Source organism: Variovorax sp. VaC1, assembly GCF_043658315.1.
In the GTDB taxonomy this organism is placed as follows: domain Bacteria; phylum Pseudomonadota; class Gammaproteobacteria; order Burkholderiales; family Burkholderiaceae_C; genus Variovorax.
The window spans coordinates 1,040,731-1,060,068 of sequence record NZ_JBIGLT010000002.1; the positions used below are offsets into that span (position 1 = coordinate 1,040,731).

Below are 19,338 nucleotides of genomic sequence, written 5' to 3' on the forward strand. Positions count from 1 at the left end.
TTTTGACACTTTCAGAAACAAATACGACGTTTGTTTGCACACGTTTCCACCGCCGCCTGCGGCCCTTCCAGAAAGGTTTCCATGACGAAGACGCGCACGCTTTGCGCCGCCGCCCTGCTGGCCTTGACGGCCATGGGCGCATCGGCCCAGCTCCTGATCGGCCAGACCGCCGGCATGACCGGTTCGGTGGCCGCGAGCGTGAACGAAACCATCGGCGGCGCGCAGTTGGTGATCGACGCGGCCAATGCCCAGGGCGGCATCCACGGCGAGAAGATCGAGGTGATCCGCATGGACGACGGCTTCGACGTCAAGCGCGCCAGCGAGAACGCCCGCACGCTGATCGAGGACAAGAAGGTGCTCGCGCTCTTCATGAGCCGGGGCACGCCGCATTCGCAGGCCATCATTCCGTGGCTCGACAAGTACGACGTGGCGCTCATCGGCCCGTCGACCGGTGCGATGGTGCTGCACAAGCCGTTGCAAAAGCATGTGTTCAACGTGCGCGCCACCTACCAGCGCGAGGCCGAGAAGGCGGTGCAGCACCTGCTGACCATCGGCCTCACGCGCATCGCCGTGGTCTACGTGACCGACTCGTTCGGGCAGGACGCGCTCGAAGGCGCAATGACCGGCTTCACCAAGGGCAAGGCCAAGCCCATCGCCACGGTGCCGGCCGACCGCGACAAGCCCGACTACAAGACCATCGTGCCGGCCATCAAGGAAGCCAACGCACAGGCCGTGCTGTGGATCGGCTCGGGCGTGGCGGTGGTCGACGGCATCAAGGCGCTGCGCGCCTCGGGCTCGGCGGCGCAGGTGGTCACGCTGTCGAACAACGCGTCGTCGGGCTTCATCAAGCAGCTGGGCGATGCGAGCAAGGGCGTGATCGTGACGCAGGTGTTCCCGAGCGAACGCTCGCTCGGCCAGCCGATGGTGAAGGAGGCGCTCACCCTTGCGCAGGCCAAGGGCCAGAAGGAGCTGTCGCCGGCCGCGCTCGAAGGCTTCGCCTCGGCCAAAGTGCTGGTCGAGGCGCTGCGCCGCGCGGGCCCCAAGCCCACGCGCGCCAAGGTGGTGGCCGCGCTCGAAAGCATCCGGGGCTATGACCTGGGCGGCGGGCTGGAGGTGAGCTATTCGCCCACGGACCACAGCGGGATCGACTTCGCGGACCTGGCCATCATCAGCGACGGGCGCTTCAAGCGCTGAGTTCGGCTCCGCCTCCGCACACTGCACACGGCCCGCCGGTCACTCGGCGGGCCGTTGCTTTTGGGGCATCGAATCCGGGCGCTGGAAACAATGGTTTGACAGGGTTTTCGCGAGCTAGTGAATGTCACTTCCAGCAACACATTACACACCTGCTGACAGAGGCCCTCGCCTCTCGGAAAGGCTTTGCTCGATGAAGAAGACGTTCACGTCCTGCGCCGTTGCGCTTCTCCTGGCGGCGGTGGTTCCAGGCGCATCGGCCCAGATCCTGATCGGCCAGTCGGCCGACCTGTCGGGCCCGGTGGCGGCCAGCGTGAAGGAGACGATCATGGGCTCGCAGCTGGTCATCGACCAGGTGAACGCCCAGGGCGGCATCCACGGCGAGCAGATCGAGATGATCCGCATGGACGACGGGCTCGACGCCAAGCGCTCGCTCGAAAACTCGCGCGTGCTCATCGAAGACAAGAAGGTTGTCGCGCTGCTGCTGAACCGGGGCACGCCCAACACGCTCGCCATCATTCCGCTGCTCGACAAGTACGGCGTGGCGCTGGTCGGCCCGTCGACCGGCGCGATGGCGCTGCACAAGCCGCTGCAGAAGAACATCTTCAACGTGCGCTCGACCTACCAGCGCGAAGCCGAGAAGGCCGTGCAGCACCTGCAGACCACCGGCATCCAGCGCATTGCCGTGGTGCAGGCCGACGACTCCTTCGGCAAGGACGCGATGGAAGGCGCCAACAAGGGCTTCGAGAAGGCGAACCTGAAGCCCGCCGTGGTGGCGCTGGCCGACCGCAACAAGCCCGACTACAGCGCGATCATTCCGCAGCTGACCAAGGCCAACGCGCAGGCGGTGCTGTGGATCGGCTCGGGCACCGCGGTGACCGAAGGCATCAAGGCGCTGCGGGCCACGGGCTCGGCGGCGCAGATCATCACGCTGTCGAACAACGCGGCCTCGGGCTTCATCAAGGAACTGGGCTCGGCCAGCGCGGGCGTGATCATCACGCAGGTGCTGCCCTACGAGCGCTCGTTCGGCCATCCGCTCATCAAGGAGGCGCTGGCGCTCGCCAAAGCCAAGGGCCAGAACGACCTGTCGCCCGCACTGCTGGAAGGCTTCGTCGCCACCAAGGTGCTGGTGGAGGCGCTGCGCCGCACGGGCCCCAAGCCCACGCGCGCGAAGCTGATCGCCACGCTCAACAACTTCCAGTACGACGTGGGCGGCGGGCTCGACGTGAGCTATTCGCCGACCGATCACACGGGCATCGACTACGTCGACCTCTCCATCGTGAGCGACGGCCGCTTCAAAAGGTAGCTCGCCCCCAGGCTACGCGCACTTCGTGTCGCTTCTCCACCCCCCTACCGGGGGCAACACCTGCGGCCCGGCAAAGCCGGTTCCGCGGTGTTCGCGCATGAAACTCCAGGCTTACTTCGGCGCCGCTGCCGGCGCGGGCTCGTGCGTGGTGGTGTCGCCGCCGTGCTTCTCGCCCGACATGTCGACCTTGTCACCGGCCTTCGAGATCACGAACAAGGCGATGGCGGCAAAGATGACGAAGCCGACTGCAATCTTCCACATGGGGGTTGTCTCCTGGGTTGCTGATGATGCTGATGCGTTCAAGAAAAAGGCCTCATGCCATGTGCGGCATGAAGCCTCTTTGTCGAACGGAGGGCTTTATGAGCCCTCCTCCCGGTCGGCCGGAGATCAGTCGTTGGCGTAGATGTCCACGTCCTTCGTCTCGCGGATGAACAGCGTGCCCACCACCAGCGTGATGGCCGCAATGATGATCGGGTACCAGAGGCCGTTGTACATGTTGCCGGTCGAGGCCACGATGGCGAAGGCGGTGGTCGGCAGCAGGCCACCGAACCAGCCGTTGCCGATGTGGTACGGCAGGCTCATCGAGGTGTAGCGGATGCGCGTGGGGAACAGCTCGACCAGCATCGCGGCAATCGGGCCGTAGACCATCGTCACCAGCAGCACCAGCCAGAACAGCAGCAGCACCGTCATGACCTTGTTCATCTTCGCGGGGTCGGCCTTCGACGGATAGCCCGCGACCTTCAGGTCTTCGGCCACGCCCTTCTTGAAGGCGGCGATTTCCTTGGCGGAGTTCTCGTCGAACTTGAGGTTGACGACGTTGCCGATGGGTGCCTCAACGCTCTTGTCGCCGATCTTCACGACCGCCTTCGAGCCCGGCGCGCCGGCCACGTTTTCATAGCTCACCGAGTTCTGCACGAGGTAGCGCTTGGCGATGTCGCACGAGCTCTTGAAGTCGATCTCGCGGGCCACCGGGTTGCCCTGGAACGAGCAGGTCGCCGGGTCGGCCGTGACCGTGACGCCGGCCGTGGCCTGCGCGCGCGCCAGGTCGGGGTTGGCGGCTTCGGTCAGCATCTTGAAGACCGGGAAGTAGGTGACCACCGCCAGCAGGCAGCCGGCCATGATGATCGGCTTGCGGCCGATCTTGTCGGACAGCGTGCCGAACACCACGAAGAAGGGCGTGCCCAGCAGCAGCGCCGCGGCAATCATCAGGTTGGCCGTGGTCGCATCGACCTTCAGCTGCGCGGTAAGGAAGAACAGCGCGTAGAACTGGCCCGAGTACCAGACCACCGCCTGGCCCGCCGTGAGGCCGACCAGCGCAAGAATGACGATCTTCAGGTTCTTCCACTCGCCGAAGGATTCGGACAGCGGCGCCTTCGAGGTCTTGCCCTCGGCCTTCATCTTCTGGAAGGCCGGCGACTCCGACAGCGTCAGGCGAATCCACACCGAGATGCCCAGCAGCAGGATCGACACCAGGAACGGCACGCGCCAGCCCCAGTCGTTGAACACCGCTTCGCCCAGGCCTTCGCGCACGCCCAGGATCACCAGCAGGCTCAGGAACAGGCCGAGCGTGGCCGTCGTCTGGATCCACGAGGTGTACGCACCGCGCTTGCCGTGCGGCGAGTGCTCGGCCACGTAGGTGGCGGCACCGCCGTACTCGCCGCCGAGCGCCAGGCCCTGCAGCATGCGCAGCGCGATCAGGATCACCGGCGCCGCGACGCCGATCGTCGCGTAGCTGGGCAGCAGGCCGACGATGAAGGTCGACAGGCCCATGATCAGGATCGTCACCAGGAAGGTGTACTTGCGCCCGATCATGTCGCCCAGCCGGCCGAACACGATGGCGCCGAACGGACGAACCAGGAAGCCCGCCGCAAAGGCCAGCAACGCGAAGATGAAGGCTGCGCCCGCATCCAGGCCACTGAAGAACTGCTTGGCGATGATCGCGGCCAGCGAGCCGTAGAGGTAGAAGTCGTACCACTCGAACACGGTGCCGAGCGAGGAGGCGAAGATGACCTTCTTCTCCTCCGAGGACATGGGCCGGGGGGCCGGATGCGGCACTCCCCTCGAATCTAGTGTGGCTGCCATTGGTCGTCTCCTGGTTGTATGCGTTCATGCGGTTCCCCGATTCCGGAGACCGTGACGCATTCTTGGAGCCGCGACTGACCCGAGCCTTTCGCGAAACTGAATCGGCGCTTACGGATTAGGGTGAAACCCGTGCGGCGCGTTTCAGCCTGTAAGAAATCGGGCTGTTCCCGGGGCTTGCCCGGGTTTCTACTCAGCCCTGTTTGCTGCTGCGCAGCACGGACGGACGCTGGTCCGCGGCCGTCCATTGCGGGCCGTCGAACCACGCATCGCCGGCGAGGTAGGCACGCAGCATCGCGAGGCCATCGAAGCCCCAGAAGAGGCGGCCGTCGACCACATAGGTCGGCGTGCCGAACACGCCGAGCGCCAGTGCTTCATCGGTGTTGCGCTTGAGCAGCGCCTTGCTCTCGTCGCTGCCTGCGTCGCGCTTCGGGTTCAGTTGCGCGGCCAGCGCGGCAAGCCGCGTGGCATCGCCGGCCTCTTCGCCGCCGCGCCACACGTTGCGCAGGATGGTCTCGGCCACAAGGCGGCTGATGCGGCCGTCGTCGCTGGTCGACACCGCAAGGCGCAGGTGCGGCAGCGGGTTGTAAGGGTGCGTGGCCGGCATCTCGATGGGAATGCCGTGGGCCTGGCCCAGCCACAGCACGTGGCGGTAGGTCCAGCTGCGCTTCGAAGGAATCTCCGCCGGGCCGAGCTGGCCGTGCTGCTTGAGCAGTGCGCCGAGCAGCACCGGCTTGTAGGCCACGCTGTAGCTCAGCCCTTCGAGCGCCTCGGGCAGATGCTCGAACGCGAGGTGCGCGTAAGGCGAGATGAAGTCGAGATAGAAATCGATGTGCTTCATGCGTGGGTGTCTCCGGATTCTTCGGGGATGCGCCAGATGCCGGCCCGGGCCCGCAACTCTATCGCGCGCCACACGTGGCGCCGCGCATCGTCGTCCATCTTGCTCCAGCCCGCGATCTCGGGGATGGTGCGCAGGCACCCTTCGCAGAAGCCGCTCAGGCGGTCCATGCGGCAGACCGAAGAGCAAGGCGAAGGCACGTCTTCGGGCAGGTCGCGCATGGCCACCGCGCGATCGGCCAGCGTCTCGGCTTCCGCGAAGTTCACACCACGTCCGCCACCGGCGCGCCGGTGAGCGTTTCAAGGTCTTGCGGCTTCAGCTGGAACACCGCGTGCGGATGGCCTGCGGCCGCCCAGATTTCTTCGAAGCGGAACAGCTCTCGGTCGATCAGCACCACGGGCTTGGTCACGTGCCCGACAGGCGACACGCCGCCGATGGTGAAGCCGGTGCGCGCCTTCACGAAGTCGGCATCGGCGCGGCCGGTCTTGCCGACCAGCGCATCGACTTTTTTCTCATCCACGCGCTTGTCGCCCGAGGTGATGACCAGCACCGCCACCTCGTCGCTCTTGCGGCGGAAGATGATGCTCTTGGCGATCTGCCCGACGGAAATGCCGAGCGCATCGGCCGCCTGCTGCGCGGTGCGGCAGGCGTCGTCGAGCATGCGTGGCGAATGGGGATGGCCGGCGTCCTGCAGCACGCGGGAGACGCGTTGGACGCCTTCGGGGAGGGAGTGGAGTTCAGAGCCGCACATGGGTTGTGAATCTATCAGCGCGCGCCGCCGCCGTCAGGCGCTGCGCTTGAACATGAACAGGAACGCGCCCATCGCCATCAGCACGCCGCCGAAGACGCGGTTCTGCGCGCGCCGGGCGCGCACGCTGCGCAGCATGCCCTGCAGCCGCGCGGCCAGCCAGGCGTAGCCGTGCATCACGGTGACGTCGACCATCACCGTCGTGGCCAGCAGCACCAGCAGTTGCAGCCACAGCGGGCGCGTGGGCTGGATGAACTGCGGCAGCACGGCCGCCATGAAGACGATGCCCTTCGGGTTGGTCACGTTGGTCAGGAAGCCGCGCAGCACGCGCTGCGGCGCCGTGAGGTCGGGCTCGCGTGCCGATTCGGCCGCATCGCCATCTGCTGCTGCCACGGCCGCGACCGGTGCGCGCCATTGGCGCCAGCCCAGCCACAGCAGGTAGCACGCGCCGACCACCTTGATGACCGTGAACGCAGTGGCCGAAGCGGTAAGCACCGCGCCCACGCCAAGCCCCGCCACCAGCAGGATCACCGCCAGCCCCAGTTGCAGGCCGACGATGGTTGCGGTGGTGCGCCGCACGCCGTAGCTGAGCCCATGGCTCATGCTGAGCACCGCGCCCGAACCGGGCGACACCGCGATGACGCAACTGGCCACCAGAAACGCAAGCCAGACATGCAGGTCCACGAAAACTCCTGTGCGTGTGTGTTGTTGCGGGCTCAGCCGGCCCGCTTGGTGCGGATGGCCTTCGACGCGCGCGAGTTCGGCTCGCGGCCCAGCGCTTCGCTGATGTACACGCCCGCGTCGATCAGCTTGTCGAGATCGATGCCGGTCGCGATGCCCATGCCGTGCAGCATGTAGACCACGTCTTCGGTCGCCACGTTGCCCGTCGCGCCCTTCGCATAGGGGCAGCCGCCGAGGCCGGCCGATGACGACTGGAAGTTCCACACGCCCAGCTCGAGCGCCGCCAGCGTGTTGACCAGCGCCTGCCCATAGGTGTCGTGAAAGTGGCCCGAAATGGCGTCGACATCGAAGTGCGCCAGCGTGGCCTCCATCGCCGCCTGCACCTTGCGCGGCGTGCCCACGCCGATGGTGTCGGCCACGTCCACGCGCTGCACGCCGATGCCCTTCATCAGCTGTGCGAGGTAGCCGACCTTGGCCGGCGCGATCTCGCCTTCATAGGGGCAACCCACCGTGCACGACATCGCGCCGCGCACGCGGATGCCCTTCTCGAGCGCCGCGGCCACCACGGGCGCGAAGCGTTCGATGCTCTCGGCGATGGAACAGTTGATGTTCTTCTGGCTGAAGGCTTCGCTCGCGGCGCCGAACACCACAATCTCGTCGGGCCACTCTTCGCGCGGCGCGGCGATGGCGGCCTCGAAGCCCTTCATGTTGGGCGTGAGCACCGAGTAGCGCACGCCGGGCTTGCGCACGATGCCATGCATCACCTCGGCGTTGTCGGCCATCTGCGGCACCCACTTGGGCGAGACGAAGCTGGTGACCTCGATCTCCATGAGCCCGGCGTCCTGCAGGCGGTGCACGAGGCCGATCTTGATGTCGGCGGAAACGGGCTGCTTTTCGTTCTGCAGGCCGTCGCGCGGGCCGACGTCGACAAGCTTGACTTGGGTGGGGAGTTTCATGGGATGTCTCTTGTGTCGCGGGAGGATGAGAAACCGCCGCCCATTGTCCGACACATGGAAATGCCCTGCTTGGTACACAACTCACGGAAGGTAGTAATGCGCGCCTGTGTGGTTGCAAATGGTGCCAGCCGCGCGCCGGCGGGTGCGCAGCGGCTGCGGCAAAGGATCAGTACGACTTCGGCAACCCCAGCGCCTTCTCGGCGATGAAGTTCAGGATCATCTGCGGGCTGACCGGTGCGATGCGCGGGATGTAGCTCTCGCGCAGCAGGCGTTCGACGTGGTATTCCTTCGCGTAGCCCATGCCGCCGAGCGTGAGGATCGCGTTCTGGCAGGCGTCGTGCGCCGCCTCGGCCGCGAGGTACTTGGCGGCGTTGGCCTCGATGCCGCAGGGCTCGCCCGCGTCGTACAGCGTGGCCGCCTTGAAGACCATCAGGTCGGCCGCTTCGAGGTTGGCCCAGGCACGCGCCAGCGGATGCGCCACGCCCTGGTTCTGGCCGATGGGCCGGCCGAACACGATGCGCTCTTGCGCGTACTGCGAGGCGATGCGCAACGCGGCGCGGCCGATGCCGATGGCCTCGGCGGCGATCAGGATGCGCTCGGGGTTGAGGCCGTGCAGGATGTATTCGAAGCCGCGCCCTTCCTCGCCGATGCGGTCTTCTTCCGGCACTTCGAGGCCGTCGATGAAGAGCATGTTCGAGTCGACCGCCGCACGCCCGAGCTTGTGGATCTCGCGCACCTCGACCTTGCTGCGGTCCAGCGGCGTGTAGAACAGCGTGAGGCCCTGCGTGGGCTTCTTCACCTGGTCGAGCGGCGTGGTGCGCGTGAGGATCAGCATGCGGTCGGCCACCTGCGCGGTCGATATCCAGATCTTGCGGCCGTGCAGCAGGTAGCCGCCATGCGGCTGGCGCACCGCCTGCGTCTTGAGGCTGGTGGTGTCCAGGCCCGCATCGGGCTCGGTCACGGCGAAGCAGGCCTTCTCGGTGCCGGCGATCAACGGCGGCAGGAAGCGCTGGCGTTGTTCTTCGGTGCCGAACACCACCACCGGGTTGAGTCCGAAGATGTTCATGTGCACCGACGACGCACCCGACATGCCCGCGCCCGATGCGCTGATGGCGCGCATCATCAGCGCCGCCTCGGTGATGCCGAGCCCCGCGCCGCCTTGTGCCTCGGGCATCGCGATGCCGAGCCAGCCGCTTGCGGCCACGGCGCGGTGGAACTCGTGCGGGAACACGGCGCGGTCGTCGTGGTCGCGCCAGTAGTCGGCGGGGAAGTCTTCGCACAGCCGTTCGATGGCCGCGACCAGCGAGCGCTGGTCTTCGTCGAGGGAGAAATTCATTCGCTGTTGTCCTTGGGTGGGTTCGGCTGCGCGGTGATGCCGCGCGCAAGCATCCGGTCGATGGCTTCGTTCGCATAGCCCGCTTCGCGCAGCAACTCGACGCTCTGCTCGCCGATGCGCGGCGTGGGGCGTCGGATGGCGGCGGGCGTGGCGCTGTAGCGGCCGACCGGCGCGAGGGTGCGGATGCGGCCTTCGGTCGGGTGATCGAACTCGGGGTAGAAATCGACGGCGCGCAGGTGCGGATCGTCGAGCAGGCTTTCGGTGGTGTGCAGGCGCGCGACCGGAATGTCGGCGGCTTCCAGCGCGGCCATCCAGTCATCGCTGCTGCGCGTGGCCATCACTTCGGCGACGAAGGCATAGACCGCGGCGATGTTGGCGGCGCGCGCCGTGTGCGTGCCGAACATCGGCGAGCTGCGCAGCTCGGGCCGGCCTATCACGTCGAAGAAGGCCTGCCAGTGCTTGTCGTTGTAGATGAGCACGCCCAGGTAGCCGTCGGCCGTGGCGTAGGGCTTGCGGTGTTCCGCCAGCAGGCGCGCATAGCCGGTGGGGCCGAGCGGTGGCTCGAAGCTGTGGCCGCCGAGGTGGTCGCCCATCACGAACTGCGAGAGCGCCTCGAACATCGGCACCTCGACCGACTGGCCCTGCCCGGTGCGCTGCGCGTGCAGCACGGCCGCCAGCAACGCGATGGCCGCCTGCAGCCCCACGGCGCGGTCGGCCAGCGTGACGGGCGCATAACGAGGCGCACCGCCGCTTTGCTGCGCGAACAGCGAGGCGACGCCGGCAGCCCCCTGGATCAGGTCGTCGTACGCGGGCTTGCCGGCGTAGGGGCCTTCTTCGCCGTAGCCGAACGCACCGAGGTAGACGATCTTCGGGTTCACCGCGGCCACGGCCTCGTAGCCGAGCCCGAGCCGCGCCATCGCCTGCGGGCGCGTGTTGTAGATGAGCGCATCGCAACCGGCTGCGAGCCGCAGGCAGGCCTCGAGGCCCTCGGGCTGCTTGAGGTCGAGCACGATCGAGCGCTTGTTGCGGTTCAGGTGCATCGCCATCGCACCCATGCCGGGGTGGCGCATCGGCCCGACCGCGCGCAGGTTGTCGCCGGCGGGCGGCTCGACCTTGACGATGTCGGCACCGAGATCGCCCAGTGTCTGCGTGGCGTAGGGGCCCATCACCACGGCGGTGAGGTCGAGGATGCGGATGCCTTGAAGAGGTCCGGATGTATTCATGTCTTGGTCTTCGCTCCTTCCCCCTCTGGGGGAAGGTTGGGATGGGGGCAGGCAGAGCGCGCAATGGGTACGCCGCTTGCCCCCACCCCTGCCCTCCCCCAGCGGGGGAGGGAGAAATTCAAATGCGAATTCAGCAACGCGCTCATTCGGGTTGAATGCCCGCCGCCTGGATCAGCTTCTTCCACTTCGCCAGCTCCGACACCGTGAACGCCCCCAGCTCTTCCGGCGTGCTGCCGAACGCATCGAAGCCCAGCTTTGCCACGCGCTCGCGAAACGCCGCGCCGTTCGCCATGCCCGACAGCGCCTTGTTGAGCTTCAGCACGATGTCGCGCGGCGTGCCGGCTGGCGCGAACACGCCGTTCCACGACGTGATGTCGAAGCCCTTCAGCTCCGGCGTGTCTGCCAGCGGCGGCAGTTCGGGAAAGAGCTTGGTGCGCTCCTGCGTGGTGACGGCAATCGCGCGCATCTTGCCGGCCTTCACCGTGGCCAGCCCGGCCGCCAGGTCGACCACCATCATCGACACCTGCCCGCCGATCAGGTCGGCAATCGCGGGTGGCGTGCTCTTGTAGGGCACATGCAGCATCGGCACGCCGCTCATGCGCGAGAGCGTGGCGCCGCACACGATGCCGGTGCTGTTGCCGCTCGCATAGGTCAGCTTGCCGGGATGCGCGCGGCCCCAGGCCAGCAGCTCGGCCACGCTCTTCACGGGCAGGTCGTTGTTGACCACCAGCATGAACGGCAGGTTGCCCATGCGGCTGACGGGCGCGAAGTCTTTCACCGGGTCGTAGGGCAGCGACTTCATCAAACTCGGGTTGGCCGAGTGCGTGGTGTTGGTCGTCATGAAGAGCGTGTAGCCGTCGGGCGGCGCCTTGGCCACCGCCTCCGCGCCGATCACGCCGTTGGCGCCCGCCTTGTTGTCGACGATCACCGAGCCCTTCAGCGCCTCGCCCAGCATCTGCCCGGTGATGCGCGCCACCGCGTCGGTGCCGCTGCCGGCCGCGAAGGGCACGACGATGCGGATCGGTTGCTTGGGGTAGCCACTGTCCTGCGCAAAGGCCCAGGGCGCCGCACTGACGAGGCCCGTGGCGGCACCGATGGAAATGAAACGGCGGCGGCTTGCCACCGCGACCGATGGCTCGGCCGCGTTCTTCGTTGTCTGCATGGTTTTGTCTCCGGGGGTTGTTGTCGTCGTTCAGGGCCGGATCACGCGCTCCGGCGATTCCTCGTACGGCGGGTTGTAGATCACCAGCACGCGCACCGGCTCGTCGCTCACCACCGTGAAGGTGTGCATCGCGTCAGCCGGAAAAAAGCAGCTGTCGCCAGGGTGCAGCTCCTGCCGCTGCCCGCCCACTTCGGCGACGGCGCGGCCTTCGAGCATGTAGCAGACCTGCTCGATGCCCGGGTGCGCATGCGGCAGCGCGCCCTTGCCCTTCTGGATGTGGCCCACCAGCACTTCGAGCTGCTTCGCGCCCACGGTCTCGGGGCCGATCAGGCGCTTGTTCAGCGTGCCGGTGTGGTTGGCCGGGTGGTAGCCGGCGATGTCGGCTTCTCGAACGAAGTAGCGGGGCGTTGTGGCGGTGGTGGTCATCGGGGGTTCTCTGTCTTGGGTTCGATCGCGAGGCAGGCGGAGCGCAGCATCGCGGCAATGTCTTCGATGCGCGCTTCCATGCGGTAGCGCGGGCCGGCGACCGAGATCGCATAGGCCTCGCCGCCGATGCGCAGCGGCCATGCCAGGCCGATCAGGTCGGGAATGCTTTCGCCGAGGTTGCCGTACCAGCCGCGCGCGGCACCGCGCTGCAGCTCGGCCTCGATGGCGTCGGCGGTGGTGAGCGTGGCGTCGGTCAGCGGCGCGAGCGTCATGTCATCGAGCAGCTTGCGGCGCGCATCGGGTGCGAGGGTGGACAGCAGCGCGCGGCCCAGCGAGTTGGCATAGGCCGGGCGGGTTTCGCCGGACTCTGCGGAATAGCGGATGGCCTGCGGTGCGTTCAACACCTCCAGGTAGACCACTTGGCCTGCGTCGCGGAATTTGCCGAACACCACGGTCTCGCGCGCCGCATCGCGCAGTTCTTCGAGCGTGGCCTTGACGCGGTCGAGCACCGGGTCGTGCGCGGCGATGACCTGCGCCATCGCGAGCAGCCTGCCGGTCGGGTAGTAGCCCTGGCGGCGGCCGGTTTCGTACATGTAGCCCTGCTCTTCGAGCGTACGGATGAGGCCGAGGCAACTCGACACGGGCATGTCGAGCAGGCGCGCCATTTCAGACAGCGCCAGGGGCTGCTTCTCCTTGGCGAAGAGTTCGACGATCTCGATAACGCGAAACGCTGTTTTCACAACCATGAATTTATTTTCATGTTTGTGAAAAACAAAAGCTTCAGGGTTTGCCCTGCCTTTTGGTTTTTAGGTGCGGCTCAGTCGCTCAGGGCGCGTGCGAATGACACCGGGTGCTCCCCTCCGCGAATGTCCCCCGCTTCGCTCCTCCTTTATTTCGCTGCGGGGAGCACCCGGTGCCATTCGCACGAGGGCACGCTGTGGGAGTGCCGCCGATCAACCAGTGCTCTGATAACGCTCACGCCGGCGGCGTGCTCCCCGCAGCGAAATAAAGGAGGAGGGGCGCAGCCCCGGGGGACATTCGCGGAGGGGAGCACGCCGTCGGCGTGAGCGCCGCCCTGAACAGCAACGCCCCCTCGCAAAGCAAACATCAAGCAACCACCCCAACGGCGGCCAGTAACGCAATACGCGTCAGTACCCGCGCACCGGATCGACCACGCCGCTCACAGGCAGCCCCTGCTCCATCGCGCGGATCTTCCCGGCGATCTGCGTGATGGATTCCTCGCGCAGCGTGCGCGCCGAACCGTGCGGCGTCACCGTAATCTTCGGATGCCGCCAGAAGGCATGCTCGGCCGGCAGCGGCTCGACCTGGAACACGTCGAGCGTCGCGCCCGCGAGTTCACCTGCGTCCAGCATCGGAATCAGTTCCTCTTCCACCAGATGACCACCACGCGCGATGCTGATGAGGTAGCCCTCGGGCTTGAGTTTGCCCAGCGTCTTGCGGTTCAGGATGCCGCGCGTTGCTTCGGTCAGCGGCAGCAGGTTGACCAGCACGCGCGTGGACGACAGGAACTCATCGAACTGCGCCTCGCCGCTGAACACCTGAACGCCGTCGATCGCCTTGGCCGACCGGCTCCAGCCCAACACCGGAAACTCGAACTGCGCCACCGCCTTGGCCACGCGCTCGCCGAGCACGCCCAGGCCCATGATGCCGACCGGAAAATCGCGCCGCAGCTTCGGCTTGCGGTAGCTCCAGCGGCCTTCGCGCGCATCGGCCTCGTAGGCGTCGAACTCGCGGAAATGGCGGATCAGCGTGTGGCAGACGTACTCGGCCATCTGCACCGACATGCCGGCATCGTCGAGCCGCACGATGCGCGTGTGCGCCGGCACCTTCAGCTTGAGCAGCGCATCGACGCCCGCGCCGATGTTGAAGAGGCCGCGCAGCTTCGGCTGCTCGTCGAGAAACTGCTGCGGCGGCGCCCAGACCACGCCATGGTCGGCCTGGGCCGCGCCGGGCTTCCAGGCTTCGATGACGGCATCGGGGAGTTCGGCCTGCAGGCCTTCGATCCAGGGGTCTGGGCGGTTGTCGGTGAGGTAGACGGAAATTCGCATGGCCCGAATCTTAGGGGGCGCCGGCTTGTTGCGCCGCGAGCCATCTCCTATGCTCGAACGCCAGCCATCATCCAACCCCGTACCCCAGGAGACCGACAACCATGATCAAGTTCAGCGTGATGTACCCCTACGCTGCCGACGCCCGCTTCGACCACGACTACTACCGCGACAAGCACATGCCGCTGATCAAGGCGCTCATGGGCGACGCCTGCCTCTCGTACACCATCGACAAGGGCCTCGGCGGCGGCGCGCCGGGCACCCCACCCGCCTACATCGCCATGTGCCACGTGTTCAGCGAATCCCTCGAAGCCTTCCAGAAGGCGTTCGGGCCGCACAGGGAGGAGATCAGGGCCGACGTGAAGAACTACACCGACATCGTGCCGGTGGTGCAGATCAGTGACGTGATGGTGGGCTGACGCCAGGTCAGAGCGGCGGCCGCACTTGCCGCACCCACCGCTGAACGGAAGGCCGCTGCCACTGCCGGCCCGCATACGACGCCAGCCTTGGCGGCACGGCATCCCCGTTCAGCACCAACCTGTTGAGCATCAGCGCCAGGTCCACGTCGGCGATGGACCATGCGCCGAACAGGTTCTCCGCATCGGCGGGGAGCAGGGCTTCCGCAAAGCCGAAGAGCGTCTTCGCCGATGCTTGCGCGGCTGCGGACAGCGGCGCGCTCGAAGGCCGGTAGAACACCACCTCGGTCGCACGCTCCTGCCGGATCGGCATCAGGTCGCTGCGAAGCCAGGCCTGTAGCTGGCGCGCCCTTGCCCTGCTTCGCGGCTCCGACGGATACAGGGCCGTGCCCGGAAAGACTTCATCGATGTACTCGGCGATCGCGGACGACTCCGACAGCGCGAAGTCGCCATGCAGCAACGTCGGCACGCGCTGCGTCAGCGACAGGTCTGAAAAGCCGGCCGCCCGGTGTTCGAGCGCCCCGAGATCGACGGTCGCCATCTCGAACGGCAACCCCTTTTCATGCAGCGCCACGAACACCGACATGGCATAGGGGCTCGCGAACTGGGCATCCACATAAAGGCGAAGCGGGTCCATCAAGACAATCTCCTGCAAGGCAATGACGGACCCGGTTGCGATCCTCAGGCGATCTTAGAACGGCGGCGGCGCCACAGCACCCGCACCAGCCAGCCGAACGGCAGCACCACCAGCAACAGCCACGGCAACACCGCCGCCAGAAAGGTGATGAGCGCGCCCACGCTCTCGGCCAGCACCGAACCCGCCTGGCGCAGCGCACGCATCATCGGGTTGTAGCTCTGGCCGCCCTGCACCAGCACGCGGGTGGTCGTGAACTGGATCTGGATGTGCTGCTTGCTGGTCTGCTGCTCGAGCACCTTGCGCTGCGTGGCGCTGCTGTCCAGTTCGGCCTGCGTGTCGGCCAGCGTGCGCTGTATTTCGAGAAGGTCGGACATGTCGCGCTTGGTCGTCTTGTCGCGCAGCATCAGGCGCAGGCTGTCGCGAAACTCGGTGCGGTTCTTGATGCGCGCCTCGACGTCGATCACCTCCGAGGTCTTGTCTTCGCTGGTGGTGTTCTGCGACACCACCTTGGCCACGCCGGCCAGGCCGTTGAGCAGCTTGTCGACGTCGGCCGGCTCCACGCGCATTTCGAGCATGGCCTTGCCGACCTGCTGCGGGGTCTCGCGCAAGAGGGACGACGACAGCAGCTCGCACTTCAGCGTGTCGCACAGGTCGCGCACCTTGCCCCATGCGTCGGGCAACTGCTCGGACGGCACCTCGACGTTCAGCTCCTGCCGGACGGCAAGGTAGCGCTGGAATGGCGTCTGCTGCGCCTGGTCGGCACTCGCAGCCACTGGTGCGGGTGCGCGCGCGGATTCGGCCTGCGGCGACGCGGCTCGCGCACGGCTCTCCTTCATCGCCATGCCGCCGCCGTAGTTCGCGGTCGCCTGCATGGGGGCCGGCGGCTGAGGCGCCTCGGAGGATGACCCGGCATCCCTCTTCTGGCCGCAGCCGGCCATGGAGAGCGCGGCCGCCAGGGCCAGCAGGACGATGCCCGTGCGGTGACGGGCGAATCGGGACGAAACGAGAGGCTTGCGATGCGGCATGAAAATCCCTTTGAAAGAATGACTACCGCAGCTGATACGGGCCAGGACCCGCAACGGGGTTAAGCCGTTGCCGCGGCCATTCGCAACAATTCGTCGCCTTCGGCCACCTGCTCGCCAGGGGCGAACATGAGTTCTTCCACGGTGCCGTCTGCGGGCGCTGCGATGGTGTGCTCCATTTTCATCGCCTCCATCACCGCCAGCGGCTGGCCGCGGCTGACCTTGTCGCCGGCCTTGACCGCAAAGGACACGACCTTGCCCGGCATCGGCGCCGTGAGCCGCCCGCCTTCGGCATGCGTGTCGCCCGCGTGGGCGAGGCGGTCGATGGCGGTGATCTTCGTCGCGCCCTTCGATGCGAACACATGGGCCGTGGCGCCGTCCAGGTGCACATCGAGCGTCTGGCGGTTGCCCGTGAACTCGACCTCGAACTCGCCCGAGGGGGACTGGCCGATGACCAGCGGGCCTTCCGCGCCGCCGGCTTCGAGCCAGAGGCTGCCGTCGCGCTTGTAGGTCAGCAGGGCGATCTGCTCGGCGCCGCGAAACTCGAAGTCGAAACGGCGCAGGTACTCGCCGAGCGAACGCCAGCCGTCGCGGCGCGCAAAGGGGTCGGGCATCTTCGCGGGCCACTCGGTGATCAGCGTGCGCGTGATGGCGGCGGCCGCCGCCAGCGGCAGGCCCAGCGTTTCGCGGTCGAACAGCACGGCACGCTCGCGCTCGATGAGGGCGGTGTCGAGGTTGGCCTTCGAGAACGACGCCGTCGCGAGAATGCCGCGCAGGAACTGCACGTTGGTCGACACGCCCACGATCTGCACCTGCGCCAGCGCGGCGTCGAGACGGGCCAGCGCTTCTTCGCGCGTGCTGCCGTGCACGATCAGCTTGGCGATCATCGAGTCGTAGAAGGGCGATATCTCGCCGCCCTCGCGCACGCCGTCGTCGATGCGCACGCGGCTGCGCTGGAAGGCCGTCGCCTGCGGCTTGCGGTACACGCGCAACGTGCCGGTGGCGGGCAGGAAGTTGTTGTCGGGGTTCTCGGCGCAGATGCGCGCCTCGATGGCGTGGCCGTGGATCTTCAGGTCGGCCTGCTTGGCGGGCAGCGGCTCGCCCGATGCCACGCGCAGTTGCCATTCGACGAGATCGAGGCCGGTGATGGCTTCGGTCACCGGGTGTTCCACCTGCAGGCGCGTGTTCATCTCCATGAAGAAGAAGTTCATCTCGCCGCCTTCGCGCTGCTCGACGATGAACTCGACCGTGCCCGCGCCCACGTAGTTCACGGCGCGTGCCGCGGCCACGGCGGCATCGCCCATCTGCTTGCGCATCGCCTCGGTCATGCCGGGCGCAGGCGCTTCTTCGAGCACCTTCTGATGGCGCCGCTGCACCGAGCAGTCGCGCTCGAACAGGTAGACGTAGTTGCCTTGCGTGTCGCCGAACACCTGGATCTCGATGTGGCGCGGGCGTTGCACATACTTCTCGATCAGCACCGCGTCGTCGCCGAAGCTGTTGATGGCTTCCCGCTTGCACGAGGCGAGCGCGGCAGCAAAGTCTTCGGCCTTGTCGACCGCGCGCATGCCCTTGCCGCCACCGCCGGCGCTGGCCTTGATGAGCACCGGATAGCCGATGCGGTCGGCCTCGCGCTGCAGCAGCGCCGGGTCCTGGTCGTGGCCGTGGTAGCCGGGCACCAGCGGCACGCCGGCCTTTTCCATCAGCTGCTTCGACTCGGCCTTCAGGCCCATGGCCTTGATGGCCGAAGGCGGCGGGCCGATGAAGACAAGGCCCGCCTGCGCGCAGGCCTGGGCGAACTCTTCGTTCTCGCTCAGGAAGCCGTAGCCCGGGTGCACCGCTTCCGCGCCCGTGGCCTTGGCGGCTTCGAGGATCTTTTCCCAGCGCAGGTAGCTGTCCTTGGGCGCGCTGCCACCGATGTGCACCGACTCGTCGCAGGCGCGCACGTGGTTGGCATGCGCGTCGGCATCGGAATACACGGCGACGGTGCGAATCGCCATGCGACGGGCAGTCGCGGCCACTCGGCAGGCGATCTCGCCACGGTTTGCAATCAGGATCTTCTTAAACATTCGGAGTGTCTCCCGGAGGATTCTTTTTCAGTTGAAACGCGGGCACCACGCCCGGATCGGGTCGGCCGCTGAAGATGCGGGCCACGCGGCCGAACAGCGCCTTGAGGAAACGCCAGCTCTTGCGGATGAGCCACACGCTCGCCACAAGCACCAGCACGAACAGCACGAGAAAGACGAAGGGGTGCGCCACCGCGAGCCACAGCCCCGCGGGCACCATCGTGTCTTCGACCAGCGAAGCGCCCACGTTGGAGAAAGGCTCGGGCGAGGTGTTGATGGCCGCGCGCGTGGTGGCCTTGGCCGCATGCGCCGTGGCCGCGAAGCCGCCGCCCACCAGCGCCGCCACGATGGCCATCACGCCATGGTCGGCACCGAACACGCTGGCCGCCAGCGCGGCGCCGGCCGGGATGCGGATGGCCGTGTGCACCACGTCCCACAGCGAATCGAGGCCGGGGATCTTGTCGGCAAAGAACTCGATGAACACCATGAAGCCGCTCGCCGCGATCACCACCGGATGCGCCAGCAACTGCAACCCGCTGGGCAGCGGCACCCAGCCGAAGTAGCCGACGATGCCGGTCAGCAGCACGACCAGGTAAAGGCGCACGCCGCTGGCCCAGCCGATGGCGGCGGCCAGTGCGATGAGCTGGGGCATGTCGAGGCTGGTGTTCATGAGTGATGAGCCCTCAGGAAATCTCGAGCGTTCCGGCTTCCATGGAAGCCACGAGGTCCGCGAGCCAGGCCTGCACCGAGGCGTGCTCGACCGGGCGGTCTTCGTCGGCTTTCCAGAAGGCGATCAACTGGCCCGGCTGCCCGCCGCCCTCTGCATCGACATCGACGCACAGGTAGCTGCCGCCGCCGTTCGACAGGAACGGCACCCAGCCGCGCCGCCAGGTGGCGGGGTCTTCGAAGTCGAAGCCGATCATGCCGTCGAGCATCTCCTTGGTGTCGGCGATGTCTTCGAGCGACGAGAACATGCGGTTGTCCTGGAAGCTGTCGAAGCTGTTGTTCGGCTGGCCGTTGCGCCAGCGGTAGAGCGCACGGAAAGCTTCGGGCAGCTTCAGCGAGAACTTTGCCTCGAAGGCGTCGAGCTGGGCATCGCTCACGCCCGGCTGAAGCGCAGCGTGATACCCGGCGCGGTTCGCGGCCAGCCAGGCATCCATGCGTTCGATCAGCGGGCGGTGCGGCATC

Annotated in this window: 21 protein-coding genes; 3 read left to right on the forward strand and 18 right to left on the reverse strand. The window is 66.9% G+C overall.

The window, feature by feature from the left end:
- Window positions 1-81 precede the first annotated feature (81 nt).
- Together ACGLHS_RS11770 and ACGLHS_RS11775 are read left to right on the forward strand one after the other, a co-directional pair.
- On the forward strand, window positions 82-1,194 hold the full coding sequence (locus ACGLHS_RS11770; protein ID WP_394479750.1) for an ABC transporter substrate-binding protein: 1,113 nt from the start codon (window positions 82-84) through the stop codon (window positions 1,192-1,194).
- Window positions 1,195-1,384: 190 nt separating this feature from the next.
- Window positions 1,385-2,497: an ABC transporter substrate-binding protein gene (locus ACGLHS_RS11775; RefSeq protein ID WP_093246582.1), complete on the forward strand. Its 1,113-nt coding sequence runs from the start codon at window positions 1,385-1,387 to the stop codon at window positions 2,495-2,497.
- 111 nt (window positions 2,498-2,608) lie between these two features.
- Here the strand turns inward: ACGLHS_RS11775 and ACGLHS_RS11780 are convergent, their stop codons facing one another.
- The 13 genes from ACGLHS_RS11780 to ACGLHS_RS11840 form a co-directional block, all read right to left on the reverse strand.
- A complete protein-coding gene (locus ACGLHS_RS11780; protein WP_176801245.1) occupies window positions 2,609-2,758 on the reverse strand; it encodes a hypothetical protein in 150 nt (49 codons plus the stop codon).
- A 126-nt stretch (window positions 2,759-2,884) separates the two neighbouring features.
- Window positions 2,885-4,579 (reverse strand): MFS transporter, encoded by a 1,695-nt coding sequence (locus ACGLHS_RS11785; RefSeq protein ID WP_093246581.1) that lies wholly within the window; start codon window positions 4,577-4,579, stop codon window positions 2,885-2,887.
- A 190-nt stretch (window positions 4,580-4,769) separates the two neighbouring features.
- Window positions 4,770-5,417: a 2-hydroxychromene-2-carboxylate isomerase gene (locus ACGLHS_RS11790; RefSeq protein WP_394479753.1), complete on the reverse strand. Its 648-nt coding sequence runs from the start codon at window positions 5,415-5,417 to the stop codon at window positions 4,770-4,772.
- Window positions 5,414-5,680: a DUF1289 domain-containing protein gene (locus ACGLHS_RS11795; protein WP_394479755.1), complete on the reverse strand. Its 267-nt coding sequence runs from the start codon at window positions 5,678-5,680 to the stop codon at window positions 5,414-5,416. Before ACGLHS_RS11795 ends, ACGLHS_RS11790 begins: the two co-directional genes overlap by 4 nt.
- Window positions 5,677-6,165: a YbaK/EbsC family protein gene (locus ACGLHS_RS11800; RefSeq protein ID WP_093246578.1), complete on the reverse strand. Its 489-nt coding sequence runs from the start codon at window positions 6,163-6,165 to the stop codon at window positions 5,677-5,679. Before ACGLHS_RS11800 ends, ACGLHS_RS11795 begins: the two co-directional genes overlap by 4 nt.
- Window positions 6,166-6,198: 33 nt before the next feature.
- On the reverse strand, window positions 6,199-6,846 hold the full coding sequence (gene rhtB / locus ACGLHS_RS11805; RefSeq protein ID WP_394479757.1) for a homoserine/homoserine lactone efflux protein: 648 nt from the start codon (window positions 6,844-6,846) through the stop codon (window positions 6,199-6,201).
- A 32-nt stretch (window positions 6,847-6,878) separates the two neighbouring features.
- Complete coding sequence (locus ACGLHS_RS11810; protein WP_394479759.1) at window positions 6,879-7,799, reverse strand: hydroxymethylglutaryl-CoA lyase; 921 nt, start codon at window positions 7,797-7,799, stop codon at window positions 6,879-6,881.
- A gap of 166 nt (window positions 7,800-7,965) precedes the next feature.
- Complete coding sequence (locus tag ACGLHS_RS11815) at window positions 7,966-9,135, reverse strand: acyl-CoA dehydrogenase family protein (RefSeq protein ID WP_394479761.1); 1,170 nt, start codon at window positions 9,133-9,135, stop codon at window positions 7,966-7,968.
- Window positions 9,132-10,358 carry a CaiB/BaiF CoA transferase family protein gene (locus ACGLHS_RS11820; RefSeq protein ID WP_394479763.1) on the reverse strand — a complete coding sequence of 409 codons (1,227 nt, stop codon included), beginning with the start codon at window positions 10,356-10,358 and terminating at the stop codon, window positions 9,132-9,134. The genes ACGLHS_RS11815 and ACGLHS_RS11820 overlap by 4 nt, the downstream gene beginning before the upstream one ends.
- A gap of 142 nt (window positions 10,359-10,500) precedes the next feature.
- A complete protein-coding gene (locus ACGLHS_RS11825; protein WP_394479765.1) occupies window positions 10,501-11,520 on the reverse strand; it encodes a Bug family tripartite tricarboxylate transporter substrate binding protein in 1,020 nt (339 codons plus the stop codon).
- A gap of 30 nt (window positions 11,521-11,550) precedes the next feature.
- Window positions 11,551-11,946, reverse strand: coding sequence for a cupin domain-containing protein (locus tag ACGLHS_RS11830; RefSeq protein WP_394479767.1), 396 nt, complete (start codon window positions 11,944-11,946; stop codon window positions 11,551-11,553).
- Window positions 11,943-12,692, reverse strand: coding sequence for an IclR family transcriptional regulator (locus tag ACGLHS_RS11835; protein WP_394479769.1), 750 nt, complete (start codon window positions 12,690-12,692; stop codon window positions 11,943-11,945). Before ACGLHS_RS11835 ends, ACGLHS_RS11830 begins: the two co-directional genes overlap by 4 nt.
- 402 nt (window positions 12,693-13,094) lie before the next feature.
- Window positions 13,095-14,015, reverse strand: a complete 921-nt coding sequence (locus ACGLHS_RS11840) for a 2-hydroxyacid dehydrogenase (RefSeq protein ID WP_394479770.1) — start codon at window positions 14,013-14,015, stop codon at window positions 13,095-13,097.
- Window positions 14,016-14,116: 101 nt separating this feature from the next.
- Between ACGLHS_RS11840 and ACGLHS_RS11845 the strand changes: the two genes are divergently transcribed.
- Entirely contained in the window at window positions 14,117-14,431 is a 315-nt protein-coding gene (locus ACGLHS_RS11845; protein WP_394479772.1) for an EthD family reductase, read from the forward strand.
- Between the two features lie 7 nt (window positions 14,432-14,438).
- Here the strand turns inward: ACGLHS_RS11845 and yfcF are convergent, their stop codons facing one another.
- The 5 genes from yfcF to ACGLHS_RS11870 form a co-directional block, all read right to left on the reverse strand.
- Window positions 14,439-15,065, reverse strand: a complete 627-nt coding sequence (gene yfcF / locus ACGLHS_RS11850) for a glutathione transferase (RefSeq protein WP_394479774.1) — start codon at window positions 15,063-15,065, stop codon at window positions 14,439-14,441.
- Window positions 15,066-15,109: 44 nt separating this feature from the next.
- On the reverse strand, window positions 15,110-15,937 hold the full coding sequence (locus ACGLHS_RS11855; RefSeq protein WP_394479776.1) for a DUF4349 domain-containing protein: 828 nt from the start codon (window positions 15,935-15,937) through the stop codon (window positions 15,110-15,112).
- A 212-nt stretch (window positions 15,938-16,149) separates the two neighbouring features.
- The gene (locus ACGLHS_RS11860) at window positions 16,150-18,153 is read right to left on the reverse strand and encodes an acetyl-CoA carboxylase biotin carboxylase subunit (protein WP_394479778.1); all 2,004 of its coding nucleotides are present in this window, start codon (window positions 18,151-18,153) and stop codon (window positions 16,150-16,152) included.
- Window positions 18,146-18,820, reverse strand: coding sequence for a DUF4126 domain-containing protein (locus ACGLHS_RS11865; protein WP_093246565.1), 675 nt, complete (start codon window positions 18,818-18,820; stop codon window positions 18,146-18,148). Before ACGLHS_RS11865 ends, ACGLHS_RS11860 begins: the two co-directional genes overlap by 8 nt.
- 13 nt (window positions 18,821-18,833) lie before the next feature.
- Window positions 18,834-19,337, reverse strand: coding sequence for an SMI1/KNR4 family protein (locus ACGLHS_RS11870; protein WP_394479780.1), 504 nt, complete (start codon window positions 19,335-19,337; stop codon window positions 18,834-18,836).
- Between the last annotated feature and the right edge of the window lies 1 nt (window position 19,338).

Bases quoted from the DNA above. Each gene is read 5' to 3' on its own strand.
- ACGLHS_RS11770 (WP_394479750.1), top strand. From the start codon at position 82: ATGACGAAGACGCGCACGCTTTGCGCCGCCGCCCTGCTGGCCTTGACG.
- ACGLHS_RS11775 (WP_093246582.1), top strand. From the start codon at position 1,385: ATGAAGAAGACGTTCACGTCCTGCGCCGTTGCGCTTCTCCTGGCGGCG.
- ACGLHS_RS11780 (WP_176801245.1), bottom strand. From the start codon at position 2,758: ATGTGGAAGATTGCAGTCGGCTTCGTCATCTTTGCCGCCATCGCCTTG.
- ACGLHS_RS11785 (WP_093246581.1), bottom strand. From the start codon at position 4,579: ATGGCAGCCACACTAGATTCGAGGGGAGTGCCGCATCCGGCCCCCCGG.
- ACGLHS_RS11790 (WP_394479753.1), bottom strand. From the start codon at position 5,417: ATGAAGCACATCGATTTCTATCTCGACTTCATCTCGCCTTACGCGCAC.
- ACGLHS_RS11800 (WP_093246578.1), bottom strand. From the start codon at position 6,165: ATGTGCGGCTCTGAACTCCACTCCCTCCCCGAAGGCGTCCAACGCGTC.
- ACGLHS_RS11810 (WP_394479759.1), bottom strand. From the start codon at position 7,799: ATGAAACTCCCCACCCAAGTCAAGCTTGTCGACGTCGGCCCGCGCGAC.
- ACGLHS_RS11815 (WP_394479761.1), bottom strand. From the start codon at position 9,135: ATGAATTTCTCCCTCGACGAAGACCAGCGCTCGCTGGTCGCGGCCATC.
- ACGLHS_RS11820 (WP_394479763.1), bottom strand. From the start codon at position 10,358: ATGAATACATCCGGACCTCTTCAAGGCATCCGCATCCTCGACCTCACC.
- ACGLHS_RS11825 (WP_394479765.1), bottom strand. From the start codon at position 11,520: ATGCAGACAACGAAGAACGCGGCCGAGCCATCGGTCGCGGTGGCAAGC.
- ACGLHS_RS11830 (WP_394479767.1), bottom strand. From the start codon at position 11,946: ATGACCACCACCGCCACAACGCCCCGCTACTTCGTTCGAGAAGCCGAC.
- ACGLHS_RS11835 (WP_394479769.1), bottom strand. From the start codon at position 12,692: ATGGTTGTGAAAACAGCGTTTCGCGTTATCGAGATCGTCGAACTCTTC.
- ACGLHS_RS11840 (WP_394479770.1), bottom strand. From the start codon at position 14,015: ATGCGAATTTCCGTCTACCTCACCGACAACCGCCCAGACCCCTGGATC.
- ACGLHS_RS11845 (WP_394479772.1), top strand. From the start codon at position 14,117: ATGATCAAGTTCAGCGTGATGTACCCCTACGCTGCCGACGCCCGCTTC.
- yfcF (WP_394479774.1), bottom strand. From the start codon at position 15,065: ATGGACCCGCTTCGCCTTTATGTGGATGCCCAGTTCGCGAGCCCCTAT.
- ACGLHS_RS11855 (WP_394479776.1), bottom strand. From the start codon at position 15,937: ATGCAGGCGACCGCGAACTACGGCGGCGGCATGGCGATGAAGGAGAGC.
- ACGLHS_RS11860 (WP_394479778.1), bottom strand. From the start codon at position 18,153: ATGTTTAAGAAGATCCTGATTGCAAACCGTGGCGAGATCGCCTGCCGA.
- ACGLHS_RS11865 (WP_093246565.1), bottom strand. From the start codon at position 18,820: ATGAACACCAGCCTCGACATGCCCCAGCTCATCGCACTGGCCGCCGCC.
- ACGLHS_RS11870 (WP_394479780.1), bottom strand. From the start codon at position 19,337: ATGCCGCACCGCCCGCTGATCGAACGCATGGATGCCTGGCTGGCCGCG.